We start from the raw sequence: 16,907 nt of genomic DNA, 5'->3' as shown, positions 1-16,907 counted from the left end.
AGCAAGTAGAAATAACAAAAGGCATGTTCCACGTGGAACATGCCTTTTTATTTTGGATTTTTAGCTCAATAAAATAAGTACTTATTTGCCGCCACAGCAAGCATCATAGGCGATGCAATCAACTAGATGATCGTTCACCATTCCCACAGCCTGCATAAAAGCATAACAAATCGTTGGGCCAACAAAGTTAAAGCCGAGTTTTTTTAACGCCTTGGACATTGCCTCAGACTCAGGTGTTTGCACAGGCACCTGCGACATGGAAGTAAACTGATTAACCTTAGGCTTACCACCAACAAAGCTCCACAGAAATTCAGAAAAATCTTTGCCATCCGCAGTGTAGGCTAAATAGCCTTTTGCATTACGAATAATCGAATGGATCTTAAGGCGATTACGCACAATACCTGGATTGTTCATCAACTCTTCAACCTTAGCGTCGTCGAAAGTGGCAATGACTGTCGGCTCAAAATCCGCAAAAGCTTGTTCGTAGTTTTGCTGCTTCTTTAAGATAGTAATCCAAGACAACCCGGCTTGTTGGCCATCTAAACAGAGCTTGGCAAACAACTCCTTCGAATCATAAACTGGGCGTCCCCACACTTTATCGTGGTACTCACGATACAAGGGATCATCGCTGACCCAATTACAGCGGATTTCTTCCATGGCCTATCTACCTTAACGTTTTAACAAAGAAGGTAAAAAATAACCTACATAAGCAGAGATCTAGAAGGTATAATCGAAACCATTTTCTATTCAAGCTGACGGCAGTAGACAAGTAGACATGACGACGAAACACGACGTAAAAACATTTCAGGGTTTCATTCTAACCCTACAGGAATATTGGGCGCAGCAAGGCTGTGCAATCGTTCAACCTTTAGATATGGAAGTCGGTGCGGGTACATTCCACCCACAAACTTTCCTACGCTCTCTAGGGCCTGAGCCAATGAGCAGTGCTTATGTGCAGCCATCGCGCCGCCCTACCGACGGCCGTTACGGTGAAAACCCAAACCGTCTGCAGCACTACTACCAATTCCAAGTCGTGTTAAAACCGTCACCGGATAATATCCAAGAACTCTATTTAGGTTCTCTGCAAGCTCTAGGTATTGATACACAAATCCATGATATCCGTTTTGTGGAAGACAACTGGGAATCACCAACGCTAGGCGCTTGGGGTCTAGGTTGGGAAGTCTGGTTAAACGGCATGGAAGTGACTCAGTTTACTTACTTCCAACAAGTCGGCGGCTTAGAGTGTAGCCCTGTCACGGGTGAGATTACCTACGGTTTAGAGCGTCTCGCCATGTATATCCAAGGTGTGGATAGCGTGTACGACCTCGTATGGACCGATGGTCCAATGGGTCGCATCACCTACGGTGATGTGTTCCACCAAAACGAAGTTGAGCAATCGACCTATAACTTTGAGCACGCAGACGTCGACTTTATGTTTGCCCTGTTCGATCAATGCGAAAAAATGTGTCAGCACTTATTGTCGCTTGAAAAACCATTACCTCTGCCAGCCTATGAGCAAGTGATGAAAGCCTCGCACGCCTTCAACCTGCTCGATGCACGCCACGCCATTTCAGTGACTGAACGTCAGCGTTATATCCTGCGCGTTCGTACAATGGCTAAAGCCGTTGCTGAATCCTATTATCAGGCACGCGAAGCGCTTGGCTTCCCAATGTGTAAGTAGAGGTAACACATGAATTTTGAAAACTTACTCATCGAGTTAGGCACCGAAGAACTGCCACCAAAGGCGCTGCGTAAACTGGCTGAGTCTTTCTTAGCGAACTTTACCGAAGAATTAATCAAAGCCGATTTAGCTTTTAAATCAGCTGTTTGGTATGCAGCACCCCGTCGTCTTGCCATTAATGTGACTGAACTGGCTATTGCTCAAGCGGACAAAATCGTTGAAAAACGCGGCCCAGCTGTGAGTTCAGCTTTTGATGCCGAAGGTAAACCAACGAAAGCCGCAGAAGGCTGGGCACGTGGTAACGGTATTACCGTTGACCAAGCTGAGCGTTTGGTGACCGATAAAGGTGAATGGCTGGTTTATAACGCCAAAGTCGAAGGCGTTGAAACCAAGAGCTTAATCGCAGCGATGGCACAACGTGCGCTGGATAAGTTACCCATTCCTAAGCCAATGCGCTGGGGAAGCAGCAAGACACAATTTATTCGCCCGGTTCACACCGCTACCATGCTGTTAGGCAGTGAGTTAATCGAAGGTGAATTGCTCGGCATTAAATCGGCACGTAATGTTCGTGGTCACCGCTTTATGGGTACAGGCTTCGAGCTTGACCATGCAGACAACTACCTGACACTGCTGAAAGAAAAAGGTAAAGTCATCGCCGACTACGAAAGCCGTAAAGCCTTAATCAAAGCCGATGCAGAAAAAGCGGCCGCTAAGATTGGTGGCACCGCCGATATCGAAGATGACCTGCTGGAAGAAGTCACCTCTTTAGTTGAATGGCCAGTCGTATTAACCGCAAGCTTTGAAGAGAAGTTCTTGAACGTGCCTTCAGAAGCCTTGGTTTATACGATGAAGGGCGATCAGAAATACTTCCCTGTATTCGATGATGCCGGTAAGTTACTGCCAAACTTCATCTTTGTCGCCAACATCGAATCAAAAGATCCGGCGCAAATCATTGCGGGTAACGAGAAAGTGGTTCGTCCACGCTTGGCCGACGCCGAGTTCTTCTTCAATACCGACAAAAAACACACGCTGGAATCACGTTTACCAAGTCTTGAGACCGTCTTGTTCCAACAACAACTCGGTACCTTAAAAGACAAAGTCACTCGTATCTCTGCCCTAGCCGCCTTTATTGCCGAGCAAACTGGCGCTAACGCCGTTGATGCCGCCCGTGCTGGTTTATTGTCTAAAACAGACTTAATGACCAATATGGTGATGGAGTTTACCGATACTCAAGGCACTATGGGCATGCATTACGCCCGCCTAGACGGTGAAACTGAAGCCGTAGCCTTAGCCATGGAAGAGCAATACAAGCCAAAATTCTCTGGCGATACGGTTCCGACGGCAGCGGTATCTTGCGCAGTCGCTTTAGCGGATAAACTCGACACCTTAGTGGGTATCTTCGGTATCGGTCAGGCACCTAAGGGCGCTGCCGACCCATTCGCACTGCGCCGCGCCGCTATCGGTGTGCTACGCATTATCGTTGAGAACAAGCTGCCACTGGACTTAGTGACGCTGATTGCTAAGGCTCAAGAACTCCATGGCACTAACTTAAGCAACGCGAATGCAAGCGATGAAGTGCTTGAGTTCTTAATGGCACGTTTCCGTGCTTGGTACCAAGATAAAGGTATCGATGTTGATGTGATCCTCGCCGTATTAGCACGTCGCCCAACTCGCCCAGCTGACTTTGATAGCCGTATCAATGCGGTATCACACTTCAGAAGCTTAGAAGCCTCTAGCGCTCTGGCAGCGGCGAATAAGCGTGTATCTAACATTCTGGCGAAAGTAGAAGGCAAACTACCGACTGCGATTAATTCAGCTCTGTTAGCCGAAGCAGCAGAGCAAGCGTTAGCTGCAAAACTTGCTGAACTTCAGCCTCTGCTTGCTCCACTGTTTGCTAATGCGGATTACCAACAGGCATTAACGCTGCTGGCGAGCTTACGTGAAAGTGTTGACCAGTTCTTCGAAGACGTGATGGTAATGGCCGATGACGAAGCCCTGAAAAACAACCGTTTAGCCCTGCTAAATAATCTACGTGAGCAATTCTTACATGTAGCGGATATTTCTCTACTCCAGTAAGTCACACGTTAGGTGCCAATAAAAAACGCGCTGATAGCGCGTTTTTTATTGGCTGCAATTTATTAAAATTGCTGGAGTTTTTCATGCAACGCCTCAAATTGAACTTGATCGAGTCCAACCAAGGCTAACAAGTTGCTCAGCATGTCAGCAGGCAATTTACCCGCTTGCTGCAGCATCGAAATCTCACTGATGATATTGGCGCGCCAAACCACTGCGGCAATCCCCTCATGCGGCCGGGTATGTACGTGGGCAAGTTTATCCAGTTCAGCTTCAAAAATACTGGGTAACTGCCAATATCTTGCTAATAATGCACTTAAGGTAAGTGATTTGGCCGTCATCACTTGTCGGAATAACCAAGAATTTGGCTGCTCACCAGGCTCTGCTTGCACAAAAGCATCAAGCAACATTTTGAAGATGGCGAGCTTACCCACATCATGCAGTAATCCTAATAGGAATGCGGTGTCCCTATCTTCTTCACTCAGCTCGCTAGTTAAAAAGGCCACCTGCATTGAATGACGCCAAATCTCAGCGCCAAAACGCCGAAAATAAATGGGTTTAATATCTAGCATCTCACGCACTAGGCAGCTAGTCACAAAGCAACGTAACTGTTCACGGCCAAGTTGTACTAAAGCTTGCTGCAAGCTAGTCACTTCCCGCTCACCACGCTTAAAGGCCGGTGAGTTACACAGCTTAAGCACTTCGACGCTCAGTAAAGGATCTTGCTCGATTAACGCCAACAAGTCTTTAGTATCAAACTGTGGATCAGCTAACTTACGGTCTAACTCCAATACCTTAGAGGGAAGCTTAAGCACCTTTTCTGCAATCACTTGTGGCGATGCTAAGGCGAGCTCTATTTCAGCCATTACTCGCCGTTCAAGGTTATTAGCAACGCCACCAGCATCTTTGGTTCTGGCGGGGAATAACAAACTATAAAACAGCGCCGCTAAGTCAATACTCATCGAAGTATCACATTGCTCTTCTACACGTTTTTTAGGTGACGCTGTCGTTATAGGTTTGCTGAGATCGGTCTGACTAAAGCTTTTAGGTCGCTCAAGTGTTGCTTGTTCACGGATATTAAAAATTTTGTTGAATATGGATTTAATCAAAATATTCCAACCTATGAAAGCTGTGTTTACTGAGCCAGTATTACATTATCCGTCCATTGTAATTGATATGCTAGAGCAGCCAGTATCAGTATTATGTGCAGCTTGAGTATATGTTGCCAAACTTAAGATAAGGTTACCAAGTCGAATTGTTTCACGTGAAACCATAGTCCAATTTAGCTTGATAGCATGAGCAATTTTAATGGCTGAAATGAGCATGCAACAACTTAACCGCTCGGTGAAAAACAAACATAATGTATAGTGATTAGCACGACTCAAAATTGGAAGGCGCTTATGAAACTCTATATCGGCAATAAAAACTACTCTAGCTGGTCGCTCCGAGCTTGGTTAATGGCAGCGAAATCAGGCGTTAAGTTCGATGAAGTGCTATTACCACTCGATACCGATAGCTTCTACCAGCAACTCCAATCCATTTCGCCAACGTTAAAAGTACCAACACTGGTCGATGGTGACATTACCGTTTGGGATTCACTGTCAATTTGTGAATATATCAATGATTGTTATCTTTCAGGCACTGCATGGCCACAAGAGCCAAAACAAAAAGCCAAGGCTCGCTCCCTCGCCTGTGAAATGCATTCAGGCTTTCATGCCCTGCGAAATGCCCTGCCTATGAATATCCGTGCCCGTCGATATGTCGAGCTTAACCCCGCTGTTCAGCAAGATATTGCACGCATCGACAGCATTTGGTCTCAGCAAATGACTGAGTTTACCCCATCCAAAAATCAGGGCACTTGGTTATTTGGCGAGTGGTCAATCGCCGATATGATGTTTGCACCAGTGGTAATGCGCTTCTTTACCTATGAGATTGAAGTCTCGCAAGCGAGCCGAGCGTATATGGAATTTATTGTGAGCCAGCCAGAAATGCAGGCTTGGATAACTGCCGCAAAAGCGGAGACTGAAATTGTCGAAGCTGATGAGGCAGGTGTTGATAGGTAATTTTTTGCAAAAGAAAAGGGAAAGCTAAGCTTTCCCTTTTTTATCAATCACTTTAGTCTGTAAAAAACGATATTAAACGTCTAGATATTAAACGTCTAAGTTAGCCACGTTCAGCGCGTTGGCTTCAATAAACTCACGACGCGGTTCTACTTGATCGCCCATCAAGCAAGTAAACAATTGGTCTGCGCCGACGGCGTCATCAATGGTCACTTGCAGCATACGCCGTGATTCAGGATCCATTGTGGTTTCCCACAATTGCTCAGGGTTCATCTCACCCAATCCTTTATAACGTTGGATATATAAACCACGTTTAGCTTCTGAAATCGTCCAATCTAGTGCTTCAATGAAGCTGCCGACTTCTTTCACTCGGTCACCACGTTGCACATAACCACCGGCTTCAATCAAGCCTTCTAGGGCTGCACCTAACTTAGCAATACGTTGATAATCCATTGATTGGAAGAAGTCATAGCTAAATAGGTAATGCGTGTCGATACCATGTTTACGAATGGTGATCTTTGGCAGATACACTTTACGCTCAGGATCGAGTACAGGCTCACCAGAATACAGCACGCCGCTATTTTCTAATTCCACCAACTCATGGATAAAGGCGTCTATCCATTCCTTCATCTTAGCTTCATCGGCCAACATCTCATTGCTGATCATTGGGTGGTAAAGCATCCGATTAGTGATATGCGTTGGATAACGTTGCTCTAAACGGGCAACAATCGCTTCTACTTCGCGGTATTGCGTCACTAAACGCTCTAATGGCTCACCCGACATACCTGGCGCACCTTGAGATGGATAAATGCTGGTTCCATCTAACGCTTGAGTGGTCAGATACTGAGTCAGTGCCGCTTCGTCTTTCAGATATTGTTCTTGCTTACCTTTCTTCACTTTGAATAAAGGCGGCTGAGCAATATACACATAACCACGCTCAATCAGTTCAGGCATTTGGCGGAAGAAGAAGGTCAACAGCAAGGTACGAATGTGCGAGCCGTCGACGTCAGCATCCGTCATGATGATAATGTTGTGGTAGCGAGTCTTATCGGGGTTGTATTCATCACGACCAATACCACAGCCAAGTGCGGTGATTAGTGTTGCAACCTCTTGAGAGGAAAGCATTTTATCGAAACGAGCTTTCTCAACGTTTAAGATTTTACCTTTCAGTGGCAGAATCGCTTGATTCTTACGATTGCGTCCCTGCTTAGCACTACCGCCAGCAGAGTCCCCTTCCACTATGTAGATTTCTGAAAGACCAGGGTCTTTCTCTTGGCAATCCGCCAGCTTACCAGGCAAACCACCTAAATCGAGCGCGCCTTTACGACGGGTCATTTCACGGGCTTTACGCGCCGCTTCACGGGCACGAGCCGCATCCACAATCTTACCAACGATTAACTTAGCATCGGCAGGATTTTCAAGCAGATAGTCGTTTAGCTTTTCACCCATGGTTTGTTCAACCGCGGCTTTAACTTCGCTAGACACTAGCTTGTCTTTGGTTTGCGAGCTGAACTTAGGATCGGGCACTTTAACCGAGATAACAGCCGTTAAACCTTCGCGGGCGTCATCGCCAGTCGCGTTGGTTTTGCCTTTCTTGTTATAACCTTCGTTTTCCATGTAGTTGTTGAGGTTACGTGTCAACGCACTACGGAAACCGGCTAAGTGAGTACCACCGTCACGCTGCGGGATGTTGTTGGTAAAACAGAATATGTTTTCTTGGTAACCATCGTTCCACTGCATCGCCACTTCAACGGTAATGCCGTCGTCACGCTCCTGCATAAAGTGGAATACATCTTTGTTTACCGGCGTTTTATTACGGTTCAAGTAATCAACGAATGCGCTGATACCGCCTTCGTATTTAAAGAATTCGTTTTTATTATCACGCTCGTCGACTAAGCGAATCCCCACACCAGAGTTAAGGAACGATAGTTCTCGCACCCGTTTAGCCAGGATTTCAAAGTGAAACTCAACATCACTGAAAGTTTGCTCACTTGGCCAGAAACGGATTTCGGTACCCGTTTTAGTTGCATCACCAATCTCTTTGATTGGCGCATCAGGTACACCATGGGTGTAAAACTGCTCGTGGACTTTACCATCGCGGCGAATGGTTAATTGCAGCTTTTTAGAAAGCGCGTTGACCACCGACACACCCACACCGTGCAGACCACCTGACACTTTATAGGAGTTATCGTCGAATTTACCACCAGCATGCAGTACCGTCATGATAACTTCTGCGGCCGATACACCTTCTTCTTCATGGATAGAGACCGGAATACCACGGCCATCATCCTTAACAGAAACCGAACCATCCACATGGATAGTAATTGTGATATCAGTACAATGGCCCGCTAAGGCTTCATCGATAGAGTTATCGACTACTTCGAACACCATATGATGTAGACCCGTACCGTCGTCGGTGTCACCAATATACATCCCAGGTCTCTTACGTACTGCATCAAGGCCCTTAAGGACCTTAATACTCGAAGAATCGTAACTATTCTCTGACATATTATTCTCTCAATGGTTATTCAATTACCGTTACACGTCCGTGTTCCACATGGAACATCCTACTGGGAGGCGTGTGTAACGAATCGACTATTGCTGCTGGCTCAATGGCGGTCACAAACACTTGTGCACCAGTGTCCACTAGCTGTTTCAGCAATAGCTGCCTATGCTGTGCATCCAACTCGGATGGAAGATCATCCACAAGATAAATACTGTGTTTATCTATTTGTTGTTTGAGCAACTTTCCCTGTGCAATACGCAGTGCACAGACTAATAATTTCAATTGACCACGGGACAGGGCATCCTGCGCCGGCAAAGTGCCTACACGAAGTCTTAAGTCAGCTTTATGGGGACCGCTGACGGTATGACCCGTAGCCAAATCTCTGGGATATTGTGATTCGAGAAGTTGTGCAAAATCCGTTTTGCTATCCCAGCCGCGGGTAAATGAAACCTTAACATTCACCTGCGGTAAAAACTCCTCGATTATACCCTTAAGTAGCTCATTTAACGAGTCTACATAACGGTTTCGTATTTCGGTGACCTGCTCGGTATAACGGACAAACTCCCGATCCCAATATTGGATTTGATCATAGGGAGAATTATTTCTAAGCAATTGATTTCGTTGTTTAAGAACTCGCCTCACATTCGCCCACGCCGTATAAAACTGTGGGTCAGAATGAAAGGCCCCCCAATCAATAAATTGCCTGCGGGATTTTGGACCTTCAAACAATAACGAAAAGCTTTCTGGCGTGATGACTTGTATGGGCAAGGTTTCAGCTAAAGTCGATAGCCGTTTGACCTTTTCGCCGTCAATTTTGACTTCGGTTTCGCCACTGCGAAAACGCCGCAGACCGATTTTACTGTCGCCGCGGGGTAAATTTAAGGTCGCAAACAGGGTTAGTTTGTCTTGGTCATTATTGATGACTCGCTGGGATAAGTGGCTGCGAAACGAACGCCCCATCCCGAGAAAGTAAATCGCCTCAAGAATACTGGTTTTGCCACTGCCATTTTGACCATAGATCAGATTAATCCCTTCACTCGGGCTCAGTTGCGCCAATTGAATATTGCGAAAAGAATCAATATTAAGACGGATAAGGCTCATGCGTTACTCATCAAACCGCATCGACGGCTCTGGCCAAGACTCAGGACTGTTATCATACCGCAATTCACATCCATTAGAGTTAATAAGGCAACAAGGGGTAAGGTCTGAAGACATATACGCCGCTAAAAAGCGGCGTATGGCACTGCGTAGAAATAGGATGACTATAAGCGCATTGGCATAACCACATACATGGAATCTTCTTCCAAGTGGTTTTCCAATAAAGCACTCGAGTTACCATCGATTAAAGTGATACGCACATCATCGGACTTAAGGTTGTTGAGCACGTCCAATAAGTAACTGACGTTGAAACCAATTTCGAGTGGCTGATTGTTGTAATCCACATCGATGATTTCTTCCGCTTCTTCTTGCTCTGGGTTATTAGCGGTGATTTTCAGTAATCCCGCTTCTAACTGAATGCGTACACCACGAAACTTCTCATTCGATAAAATAGAAGCGCGCGTTAAAGCTTGCTTGAAGTGGTTACGGCTGGCGATAACGATTTTATCACCGCCCTTAGGTAACACGCGGCGATAATCGGGGAAGCGACCATCGACTAATTTGCTGGTAAAGACTGTGGTGCTGGTGGTCGCGCGAATAGCGTTATCGCCAATGGCAATAGTGATATCTAAATCATCGGCTTCCAACAAACGTGCCATTTCCATCACGCCTTTACGGGGCACGATCACTTGTTTTTCAGGTAATTGTGCATCTATGGTTCTGTGACTTAAGGCTAAGCGGTGACCGTCGGTAGCAATGGCGCGCAGCACATTACCTTCGGTTTCGAGCAATAAACCATTCAGATAGTAACGAACGTCTTGGTTCGCCATCGAAAACTGGGTCGCATCAATCAACGACTTCAGCACGCCTTGCTTAAGGGTGAATTCGATTTCCGCCTGAAAGGCTTCCACGTTGGGGTATTCTTCTGCGGGCAGGGTTGCCAGCGAGAAACGACTACGGCCAGAGCGTAACAACCACTTGTTATCTTGCTGCTCGACCTTAAGCTCGCTTTGCTCAGGCAAAGATTTAACGATATCTAACAGCTTCTTAGCAGGAACTGTAGTTCGACCTTCTTCGATATCACCATGAATAACCGCCTGACCGACTAACTCAACTTCAAGGTCAGTACCTGTTAATTTGAGTGAGTGACCACTAACTTCTACAAGGAGATTTGCCAAAATAGGCAAGTTATGGCGTCTTTCTACCGCACCACAAACCAATTGAAGCGGCTTTAATAGGGCGTCCCTATCAATTGAAAATTTCATAGTGTCCAAATTCCTTGATTTTAAGAAGATAAGGTTCTAATCAAGTTAGCATAATCTTCTTTAATGTCGTGACTCTCTTCCCGTAGCTGAGCAATCTTACGACAGGCATGTAACACTGTGGTGTGATCTCGACCACCAAAGGCATCACCAATTTCCGGCAAGCTCTGGTTAGTTAATTCTTTGGATAACGCCATGGCCACTTGTCTTGGGCGCGCAACACTGCGCGAACGACGCTTAGACAACATATCAGCCATCTTGATTTTGTAGTATTCAGCTACGGTTTTCTGAATGTTGTCTATAGTGACTAATTTTTCCTGCAGTGCCAAGAGGTCACGTAGTGCTTCACGCACAAAATCAATCGTTATTGGGCGACCGGTAAAGTTAGCGTTGGCGATCACGCGGTTTAACGCCCCTTCTAACTCGCGTACGTTTGAACGTAAGCGCTTAGCAATAAAAAAGGCCACTTCATCAGGCAGGTTAATACCGCTCTCTTGCGCTTTGCGCATCAAAATTGCCACGCGAGTTTCAAGCTCTGGCGGTTCAATAGCAACTGTTAAGCCCCAACCAAAGCGGGATTTTAATCTGTCCTCTACCCCGTCGATCTCTTTTGGATAACGATCCGATGTCAGGATGATCTGATGATTACCTTCAAGCAGTGCGTTAAAGGTATGGAAAAATTCTTCTTGGGATCGGTCTTTATTGGCAAAAAATTGAATATCGTCGATAAACAGTGCATCGACACTACGGTAATAGCGTTTGAATTCTTCGATCGCATTGTTTTGCAGCGCTTTGACCATGTCTTGCACAAAACGCTCAGAATGCATATAAACCACTTTAGCATTGGGATTATTTTTAATGATCCCGTTACCGACAGCGTGCAACAAGTGAGTCTTACCTAGACCAGTTCCACCATATAAGAATAGTGGGTTATATGCACCGCCTGGATTTTCAGCTACTTGCAATGCAGCCGCTTTACCAAGTTGGTTTGACTTACCCTCAACGAAGTTATCGAATTGATAAGTTGGATTGATATTGCTGCGATGGTTAGTGTTAGTCACAGGCTCGGTGGTATTAAATGATGTACCAACAGAAGCCTTAGTTTGGGGATTGGGTACGCGCACTGCTGCGACGGGCGCAGGTTCTGGCTTTTTCGCGGACGGACGACTACCGATATCGAAGCGTAGCTTAGGCGCATCATTACCCATTTGCTCAGTAAAAAACTGATTAATGATATTGATGTACTTATCCCTAACCCAATCGAGCACGAAGCGGTTAGGCGCATATAACACCAAAGTATCTCCATCCATTTCGGCTTGTAACGGTCTGATCCACATACTGAACTGCTGAGCAGAAAGCTCATCTTGCAGTCTTCCGATACATTGTTGCCAAAGTGAAACCGCCACTAAGTTATCCCCAAAAGATCATCAAAAAGAGGTGTATTCTATAGCGAGATCTCAAGGATCGCTATCCTTAAAAAATAATTATCCCCAACAAGATCATTCTTTGTCAGCATCCTCGATCATCAAAGATCAAATTCGATCCTTTTATTCAACAAATAGGGAAAATCCCGCTTTATTAAGCGATCCAGATTGATCTATAATGGCGCCCCTTTGATCTGTTAACAGTTCCTCTTAACTACTAGATGTAGTGTCCATACACAGAGTTATCCACATCTTATAGTGTGTGGGGGGAGTTGATCTAAGGATACGCTGGCAGAAATAACCCACTTGCTGACTTTCGTTGTTGACGGGGACAAGTAAAGTGATTACAATTCGGCCTCTTTTTTACCCTTACCTCTATTCGTGGAGATAAGGATATGTTCACTAATAACAAAGACGGATTGCCATCATGAGTAAACGTACTTTTCAACCTAGCAACCTGAAGCGCAAGCGTTCTCACGGCTTCCGCGCTCGTATGGCTACTGCAGGCGGCCGTAAGGTGCTTGCACGTCGTCGTGCGAAAGGTCGCGCTCGTTTATCTGCTTAATTAAGTGGATAACTAGTTGACTAGCTATACCTTTACGCGGGAGTTACGCTTGCTAACTCCCGCGCAATTTAAATCTGTATTTTCCAATCCCATCAAAGCATCTTCTGCTGAAATAACCTTGCTTGCCATTCCTAATTCGGAACAACATCCGCGTCTGGGTCTTACTGTTGCTAAACGCTACGTAAAACGTGCCAATCAGCGAAATCGCATTAAGCGAGTGATCAGAGATAGTTTTCGCCTCAATCAACACAATATTCCTCATCTTGATATTGTTGTGCTGGTTAGAAATGGGGTGATGGAAATGGAAAATGCCGAACTCAACAAGTTGATAGAAAAGCTATGGCGCAAACTCAGTCGCCGCTACAATGGCTAGCAACCACGTTTATTCGTGGCTATCAAATCTTCATCAGCCCAATCTTGGGACCTCGATGTCGTTTCAATCCCACTTGCTCTCATTACGCCATTGAGGCAATAAAAGTGCACGGAACCGCGAAAGGTTGTTGGTTTGCATTGAAACGCATATTAAAATGTCACCCTTTGCATCCCGGCGGTAGTGATCCCGTCCCCCCTAAAAATGACAGGTGTAATAAATAGGCTATGGAATCTCAACGCAATATATTGCTAATAGGACTACTGTTTGTCAGCTTTTTGCTGTGGCAACAGTGGCAAGCAGACAAAGCTCCAAAACCCGTTGCAACCGAATCGTCTGTAGTGGCGAATGCGACCACTAATCACAGTGCTGATGTTCCAGAAGCGGATACTGGTGTGCCAGCAGCAGTCGCTGCGACGCAAAATCTAATCACGGTTAAAACCGATCAGCTCGATGTGCAAATCAACCCTGTGGGTGGTGATATTGTTTTTGCTGCACTGGTTTCACATAAATTGGAACAGGGTAAAGACCAGCCATTTGTTTTGCTTGAGCAAACCAAAGATTACACTTATATCGCTCAGAGTGGCCTAATTGGCCGTGATGGTATCGATAGCAGTGCTAAAGGTCGCGCCGCATTTGCCGCCAGCAAAACTGAATTTACCTTAGCCGATGGCCAAGACACCTTAGAAGTACCACTGACCTATGTGGCTGATAACGGTGTGACTTACACAAAAGTGTTTGTATTCCATCGTGGCAAGTTTAATGTTGATATCGATTACAAAATCAACAACACCTCAGCTGCTCCATTGCAAGTTCAGATGTACGGTCAGATTAAACAGACCATCAAGCCATCTGAAAGCAGCATGATGATGCCAACTTACCGTGGCGCCGCGTTTTCGACTCAAGATGTACGTTACGAAAAGTACAAGTTTGAAGATATGAGCAAGAGCAACCTCAATCAACCGACTCTCGGTGGTTGGGCGGCGATGCTGCAACATTACTTCGTATCAGCTTGGATCCCACCAGCAACCGATAGCAACACGATTTTCTCGAGTGTAAGCGCTGGCGGTTTAGCGAACATTGGTTTCCGTGGCGCGGTATATGATATTGCACCAGGTGCAACGCAAGAAATTAGCTCACAGTTCTATGTTGGCCCTAAAGATCAAAAAGCGCTATCTGCGTTATCTGATACCTTAAACCTAGTAGTTGATTACGGTTTCCTTTGGTGGTTAGCCGTTCCAATCCACTGGTTATTGATGTTCTATCAATCATTTGTGGGTAACTGGGGTGTGGCAATTATCCTGATCACCTTAACCGTTCGTGGTTTACTGTTCCCGCTTACCAAAGCGCAGTACACCTCAATGGCTAAGATGCGTAACCTACAGCCAAAACTGCAGGAACTAAAAGAGCGTTTCGGCGATGACCGTCAAAAGATGGGTCAAGCCATGATGGAACTGTATAAGAAGGAAAAAGTTAACCCTATGGGTGGCTGTTTACCTATTATTTTACAGATGCCAATCTTTATTGCCCTATACTGGGTATTGCTAGAGAGCTTCGAGCTGCGTCACGCACCATTTATGTTATGGATCCACGACTTATCAGTACAAGATCCATACTACATTCTGCCGCTGCTGATGGGTGTGTCCATGTTTGTGATGCAAAAAATGCAACCCATCGCACCGACAATGGACCCAATGCAAGTGAAGATGATGCAATGGATGCCAGTGATCTTTACCGTATTCTTCCTGTGGTTCCCATCGGGTCTGGTACTGTACTGGTTAGTAGGTAACATTGTTGCCATCATCCAGCAGAAGATTATTTATGCAGGTCTAGAGAAAAAAGGCTTAAAATAAGCCCAAGCGCTAGATAGGAGCTAACAGCTCAGCATATTCAAAAAGGCGGCTTCATTGGCCGCCTTTTCCTTTAGATAATTTGATCGATATTAATGGGTATTTCCGTGACAACTGACACTATCGTGGCACAGGCCACCGCGCCCGGACGGGGCGGCGTGGGTATCATTCGAATCTCTGGTGATAAGGCAACTGATGTGGCCATGGCCGTATTGGGTCATTTACCTAAACCCCGTTACGCCGATTACTGCGACTTTAAAAATGCCTCAGGCCAAGTGATAGACCAAGGTATCGCACTGTTTTTTAAAGGCCCTAATTCCTTCACGGGTGAAGATGTATTAGAGCTGCAGGGACACGGTGGTCAAATCGTCCTCGATATGCTGATCAAGCGCGTATTAGAAGTCGATGGCATTCGCATCGCCAAACCTGGCGAGTTTAGTGAACAGGCCTTTATGAACGACAAGCTGGACTTAACCCAGGCCGAAGCCATTGCCGACCTTATCGATGCCACTAGTGAACAAGCCGCCAAAAGCGCGCTGCAATCACTGCAAGGTGAGTTTTCGAAGGAAGTGCATGAGCTGGTGGATCAAGTCACCCATCTGCGTTTATACGTCGAAGCTGCGATTGATTTCCCCGATGAAGAAGTCGACTTTTTAAGTGATGGCAAAATTGCCAACGCGCTCTACAAAATCATCGACAAACTCAGCGCCGTCCAAGCCAGTGCCAAGCAAGGCTCGATTATCCGCGAAGGCATGAAAGTGGTGATTGCCGGTCGCCCCAATGCCGGAAAATCCAGTCTACTTAATGCGCTCGCCGGTAAAGAGTCGGCGATTGTGACCGAAATAGCTGGCACCACTCGCGATGTGCTGCGCGAACACATTCATTTAGATGGTATGCCGCTGCATATTATTGATACCGCAGGTTTACGTGATACCACAGATACGGTTGAACAAATCGGTATCGAGCGCGCTTGGAATGAAATCAACAGTGCCGATCGGGTGTTGTTCATGGTCGATGGCACCACCACGGATGCCGTCGATCCCCACGATATTTGGCCGGATTTTATCGATCGTCTCCCCGCAAATTTAGGCGTGACTGTTGTCCGCAATAAGGCCGATCTCACAGGTGAAAACCTCGCCATGACCGAAGAAAAAGGTTACAGCGTGTATAGGATCTCGGCCAAAACAGGCCTCGGTGTTGACGAGTTAAAACAGCACCTTAAATCGCTGATGGGTTATCAGAGTAATCTCGAAGGTGGCTTTATCGCCCGTCGTCGTCACCTCGAAGCATTGGATGTTGCCGCGAGCCATCTGCAACTAGGTAAAGAGCAATTAGAGGTTTATCTCGCAGGTGAACTGTTAGCAGAAGAGCTCAGAATGGCGCAACTCGCCCTGTCTGAAATCACTGGCCGTTTTACTTCAGACGATCTACTCGGCAAAATTTTTAGCTCATTCTGTATCGGGAAGTAAAATAGTAAAACGCATCAAACCAAATCAAAACAACATTATGATTTTAAAATAATTTTGTTTTATTGGGTGGGAAGTGATTTGAAGGGTTTTGTCGATTCTTGCTCCGTATGTGCTCCGAAGATAAATTTTGGAGCACATTTGTAATATAAGAAAAAAACCTATTAAATAAATATATTAGTAGACAAGAATAAAGCCTAAACTTGCCTAATTGGCCAAAATAGAACGAATACTGTTCCTCCACGACCCGATGGCTGGCAGACCACATGGCCGCCGTGAGCTTCAACAATAGTCTTAACCACGGCAAGACCAAGCCCGCTACCACCACTTTTTCGTGAACGAGAAGGATCGACTCGACGAAATGCTTCGAATACGTAACTGGCGGCAGCATCAGGGATACCTGGCCCCTCATCTTCCACACTTAGATCCGTCATTCCGCACCTAATTTTCGATTTAAAAAACTTGACGGCGATCGGTCATTCTGATCTATTACTCTCTTTTGCAGGTAATTCATCATGGCCGCTCCCGCTATCTCTATCCGTAACCTCGACC

General features: G+C 45.9%; 15 protein-coding genes. 8 read left to right on the top strand and 7 right to left on the bottom strand.

All coding sequences use genetic code 11. The annotated features are described in order from the left end of the window. Nucleotides 1-81 precede the first annotated feature (81 nt). A complete protein-coding gene (locus AEA42_RS12810; protein ID WP_055647932.1) occupies nt 82-657 on the bottom strand; it encodes a DNA-3-methyladenine glycosylase I in 576 nt (191 codons plus the stop codon). Nucleotides 658-775: 118 nt separating this feature from the next. Here AEA42_RS12810 and glyQ point away from each other — a divergent pair, with 118 nt between their 5' ends. Both glyQ and glyS read left to right on the top strand, forming a co-directional pair. Beyond that, nucleotides 776-1,681: a glycine--tRNA ligase subunit alpha gene (gene glyQ, locus AEA42_RS12805; protein ID WP_011070431.1), complete on the top strand. Its 906-nt coding sequence runs from the start codon at nt 776-778 to the stop codon at nt 1,679-1,681. 9 nt (nt 1,682-1,690) lie between these two features. Beyond that, entirely contained in the window at nt 1,691-3,757 is a 2,067-nt protein-coding gene (gene glyS / locus AEA42_RS12800; RefSeq protein ID WP_055647931.1) for a glycine--tRNA ligase subunit beta, read from the top strand. A 62-nt stretch (nt 3,758-3,819) separates the two neighbouring features. On the opposite strand, the gene AEA42_RS12795 is transcribed toward glyS, so the two are convergent. Next, nucleotides 3,820-4,863 (bottom strand): HDOD domain-containing protein, encoded by a 1,044-nt coding sequence (locus AEA42_RS12795; RefSeq protein ID WP_037429327.1) that lies wholly within the window; start codon nt 4,861-4,863, stop codon nt 3,820-3,822. A 291-nt stretch (nt 4,864-5,154) separates the two neighbouring features. Between AEA42_RS12795 and AEA42_RS12790 the strand changes: the two genes are divergently transcribed. After that, nucleotides 5,155-5,817, top strand: a complete 663-nt coding sequence (locus tag AEA42_RS12790; protein WP_037429328.1) for a glutathione S-transferase family protein — start codon at nt 5,155-5,157, stop codon at nt 5,815-5,817. A gap of 87 nt (nt 5,818-5,904) precedes the next feature. Here the strand turns inward: AEA42_RS12790 and gyrB are convergent, their stop codons facing one another. The 4 genes from gyrB to dnaA all read right to left on the bottom strand — a co-directional run bounded on the left by gyrB (nt 5,905) and on the right by dnaA (nt 12,086). Beyond that, nucleotides 5,905-8,322: a DNA topoisomerase (ATP-hydrolyzing) subunit B gene (gyrB, locus tag AEA42_RS12785; protein WP_037413473.1), complete on the bottom strand. Its 2,418-nt coding sequence runs from the start codon at nt 8,320-8,322 to the stop codon at nt 5,905-5,907. 16 nt (nt 8,323-8,338) lie between these two features. Further along, on the bottom strand, nt 8,339-9,421 hold the full coding sequence (gene recF, locus AEA42_RS12780) for a DNA replication/repair protein RecF (protein ID WP_055647930.1): 1,083 nt from the start codon (nt 9,419-9,421) through the stop codon (nt 8,339-8,341). Between the two features lie 161 nt (nt 9,422-9,582). Further along, nucleotides 9,583-10,683 carry a DNA polymerase III subunit beta gene (gene dnaN, locus AEA42_RS12775; RefSeq protein ID WP_037413466.1) on the bottom strand — a complete coding sequence of 367 codons (1,101 nt, stop codon included), beginning with the start codon at nt 10,681-10,683 and terminating at the stop codon, nt 9,583-9,585. Nucleotides 10,684-10,703: 20 nt separating this feature from the next. Next, nucleotides 10,704-12,086, bottom strand: coding sequence for a chromosomal replication initiator protein DnaA (gene dnaA, locus AEA42_RS12770; protein ID WP_037413464.1), 1,383 nt, complete (start codon nt 12,084-12,086; stop codon nt 10,704-10,706). A gap of 445 nt (nt 12,087-12,531) precedes the next feature. On the opposite strand from dnaA, the gene rpmH reads away from it, so the two are divergent. From rpmH to mnmE, 5 genes are all read left to right on the top strand, one after another. Next, a complete protein-coding gene (rpmH, locus tag AEA42_RS12765; protein ID WP_011070423.1) occupies nt 12,532-12,669 on the top strand; it encodes a 50S ribosomal protein L34 in 138 nt (45 codons plus the stop codon). Between the two features lie 16 nt (nt 12,670-12,685). After that, nucleotides 12,686-13,042: a ribonuclease P protein component gene (rnpA, locus tag AEA42_RS12760; protein ID WP_011070422.1), complete on the top strand. Its 357-nt coding sequence runs from the start codon at nt 12,686-12,688 to the stop codon at nt 13,040-13,042. Next, the gene (yidD, locus tag AEA42_RS21845; protein WP_037413461.1) at nt 13,009-13,263 is read left to right on the top strand and encodes a membrane protein insertion efficiency factor YidD; all 255 of its coding nucleotides are present in this window, start codon (nt 13,009-13,011) and stop codon (nt 13,261-13,263) included. Before rnpA ends, yidD begins: the two co-directional genes overlap by 34 nt. Nucleotides 13,264-13,266: 3 nt before the next feature. Next, nucleotides 13,267-14,892, top strand: coding sequence for a membrane protein insertase YidC (gene yidC / locus AEA42_RS12755; RefSeq protein WP_037429332.1), 1,626 nt, complete (start codon nt 13,267-13,269; stop codon nt 14,890-14,892). Between the two features lie 104 nt (nt 14,893-14,996). Then, a complete protein-coding gene (gene mnmE, locus AEA42_RS12750) occupies nt 14,997-16,358 on the top strand; it encodes a tRNA uridine-5-carboxymethylaminomethyl(34) synthesis GTPase MnmE (RefSeq protein ID WP_037429346.1) in 1,362 nt (453 codons plus the stop codon). Between the two features lie 194 nt (nt 16,359-16,552). Here the strand turns inward: mnmE and AEA42_RS23055 are convergent, their stop codons facing one another. Beyond that, on the bottom strand, nt 16,553-16,789 hold the full coding sequence (locus AEA42_RS23055) for an ATP-binding protein (protein ID WP_055647929.1): 237 nt from the start codon (nt 16,787-16,789) through the stop codon (nt 16,553-16,555). Nucleotides 16,790-16,907 lie beyond the last annotated feature (118 nt).

Origin of the sequence: Shewanella sp. Sh95 (genome assembly GCF_001308045.1) — a bacterium.
GTDB lineage: Bacteria > Pseudomonadota > Gammaproteobacteria > Enterobacterales > Shewanellaceae > Shewanella > Shewanella xiamenensis.
This window is presented reverse-complemented; position numbering and strand designations above follow the sequence as displayed.

Bases quoted from the DNA above. Each gene is read 5' to 3' on its own strand.
- recF (WP_055647930.1), bottom strand. From the start codon at position 9,421: ATGAGCCTTATCCGTCTTAATATTGATTCTTTTCGCAATATTCAATTG.
- AEA42_RS23055 (WP_055647929.1), bottom strand. From the start codon at position 16,789: ATGACGGATCTAAGTGTGGAAGATGAGGGGCCAGGTATCCCTGATGCT.
- dnaN (WP_037413466.1), bottom strand. From the start codon at position 10,683: ATGAAATTTTCAATTGATAGGGACGCCCTATTAAAGCCGCTTCAATTG.
- AEA42_RS12790 (WP_037429328.1), top strand. From the start codon at position 5,155: ATGAAACTCTATATCGGCAATAAAAACTACTCTAGCTGGTCGCTCCGA.
- glyQ (WP_011070431.1), top strand. From the start codon at position 776: ATGACGACGAAACACGACGTAAAAACATTTCAGGGTTTCATTCTAACC.
- gyrB (WP_037413473.1), bottom strand. From the start codon at position 8,322: ATGTCAGAGAATAGTTACGATTCTTCGAGTATTAAGGTCCTTAAGGGC.
- yidC (WP_037429332.1), top strand. From the start codon at position 13,267: ATGGAATCTCAACGCAATATATTGCTAATAGGACTACTGTTTGTCAGC.
- rpmH (WP_011070423.1), top strand. From the start codon at position 12,532: ATGAGTAAACGTACTTTTCAACCTAGCAACCTGAAGCGCAAGCGTTCT.
- yidD (WP_037413461.1), top strand. From the start codon at position 13,009: ATGGCGCAAACTCAGTCGCCGCTACAATGGCTAGCAACCACGTTTATT.
- glyS (WP_055647931.1), top strand. From the start codon at position 1,691: ATGAATTTTGAAAACTTACTCATCGAGTTAGGCACCGAAGAACTGCCA.
- AEA42_RS12810 (WP_055647932.1), bottom strand. From the start codon at position 657: ATGGAAGAAATCCGCTGTAATTGGGTCAGCGATGATCCCTTGTATCGT.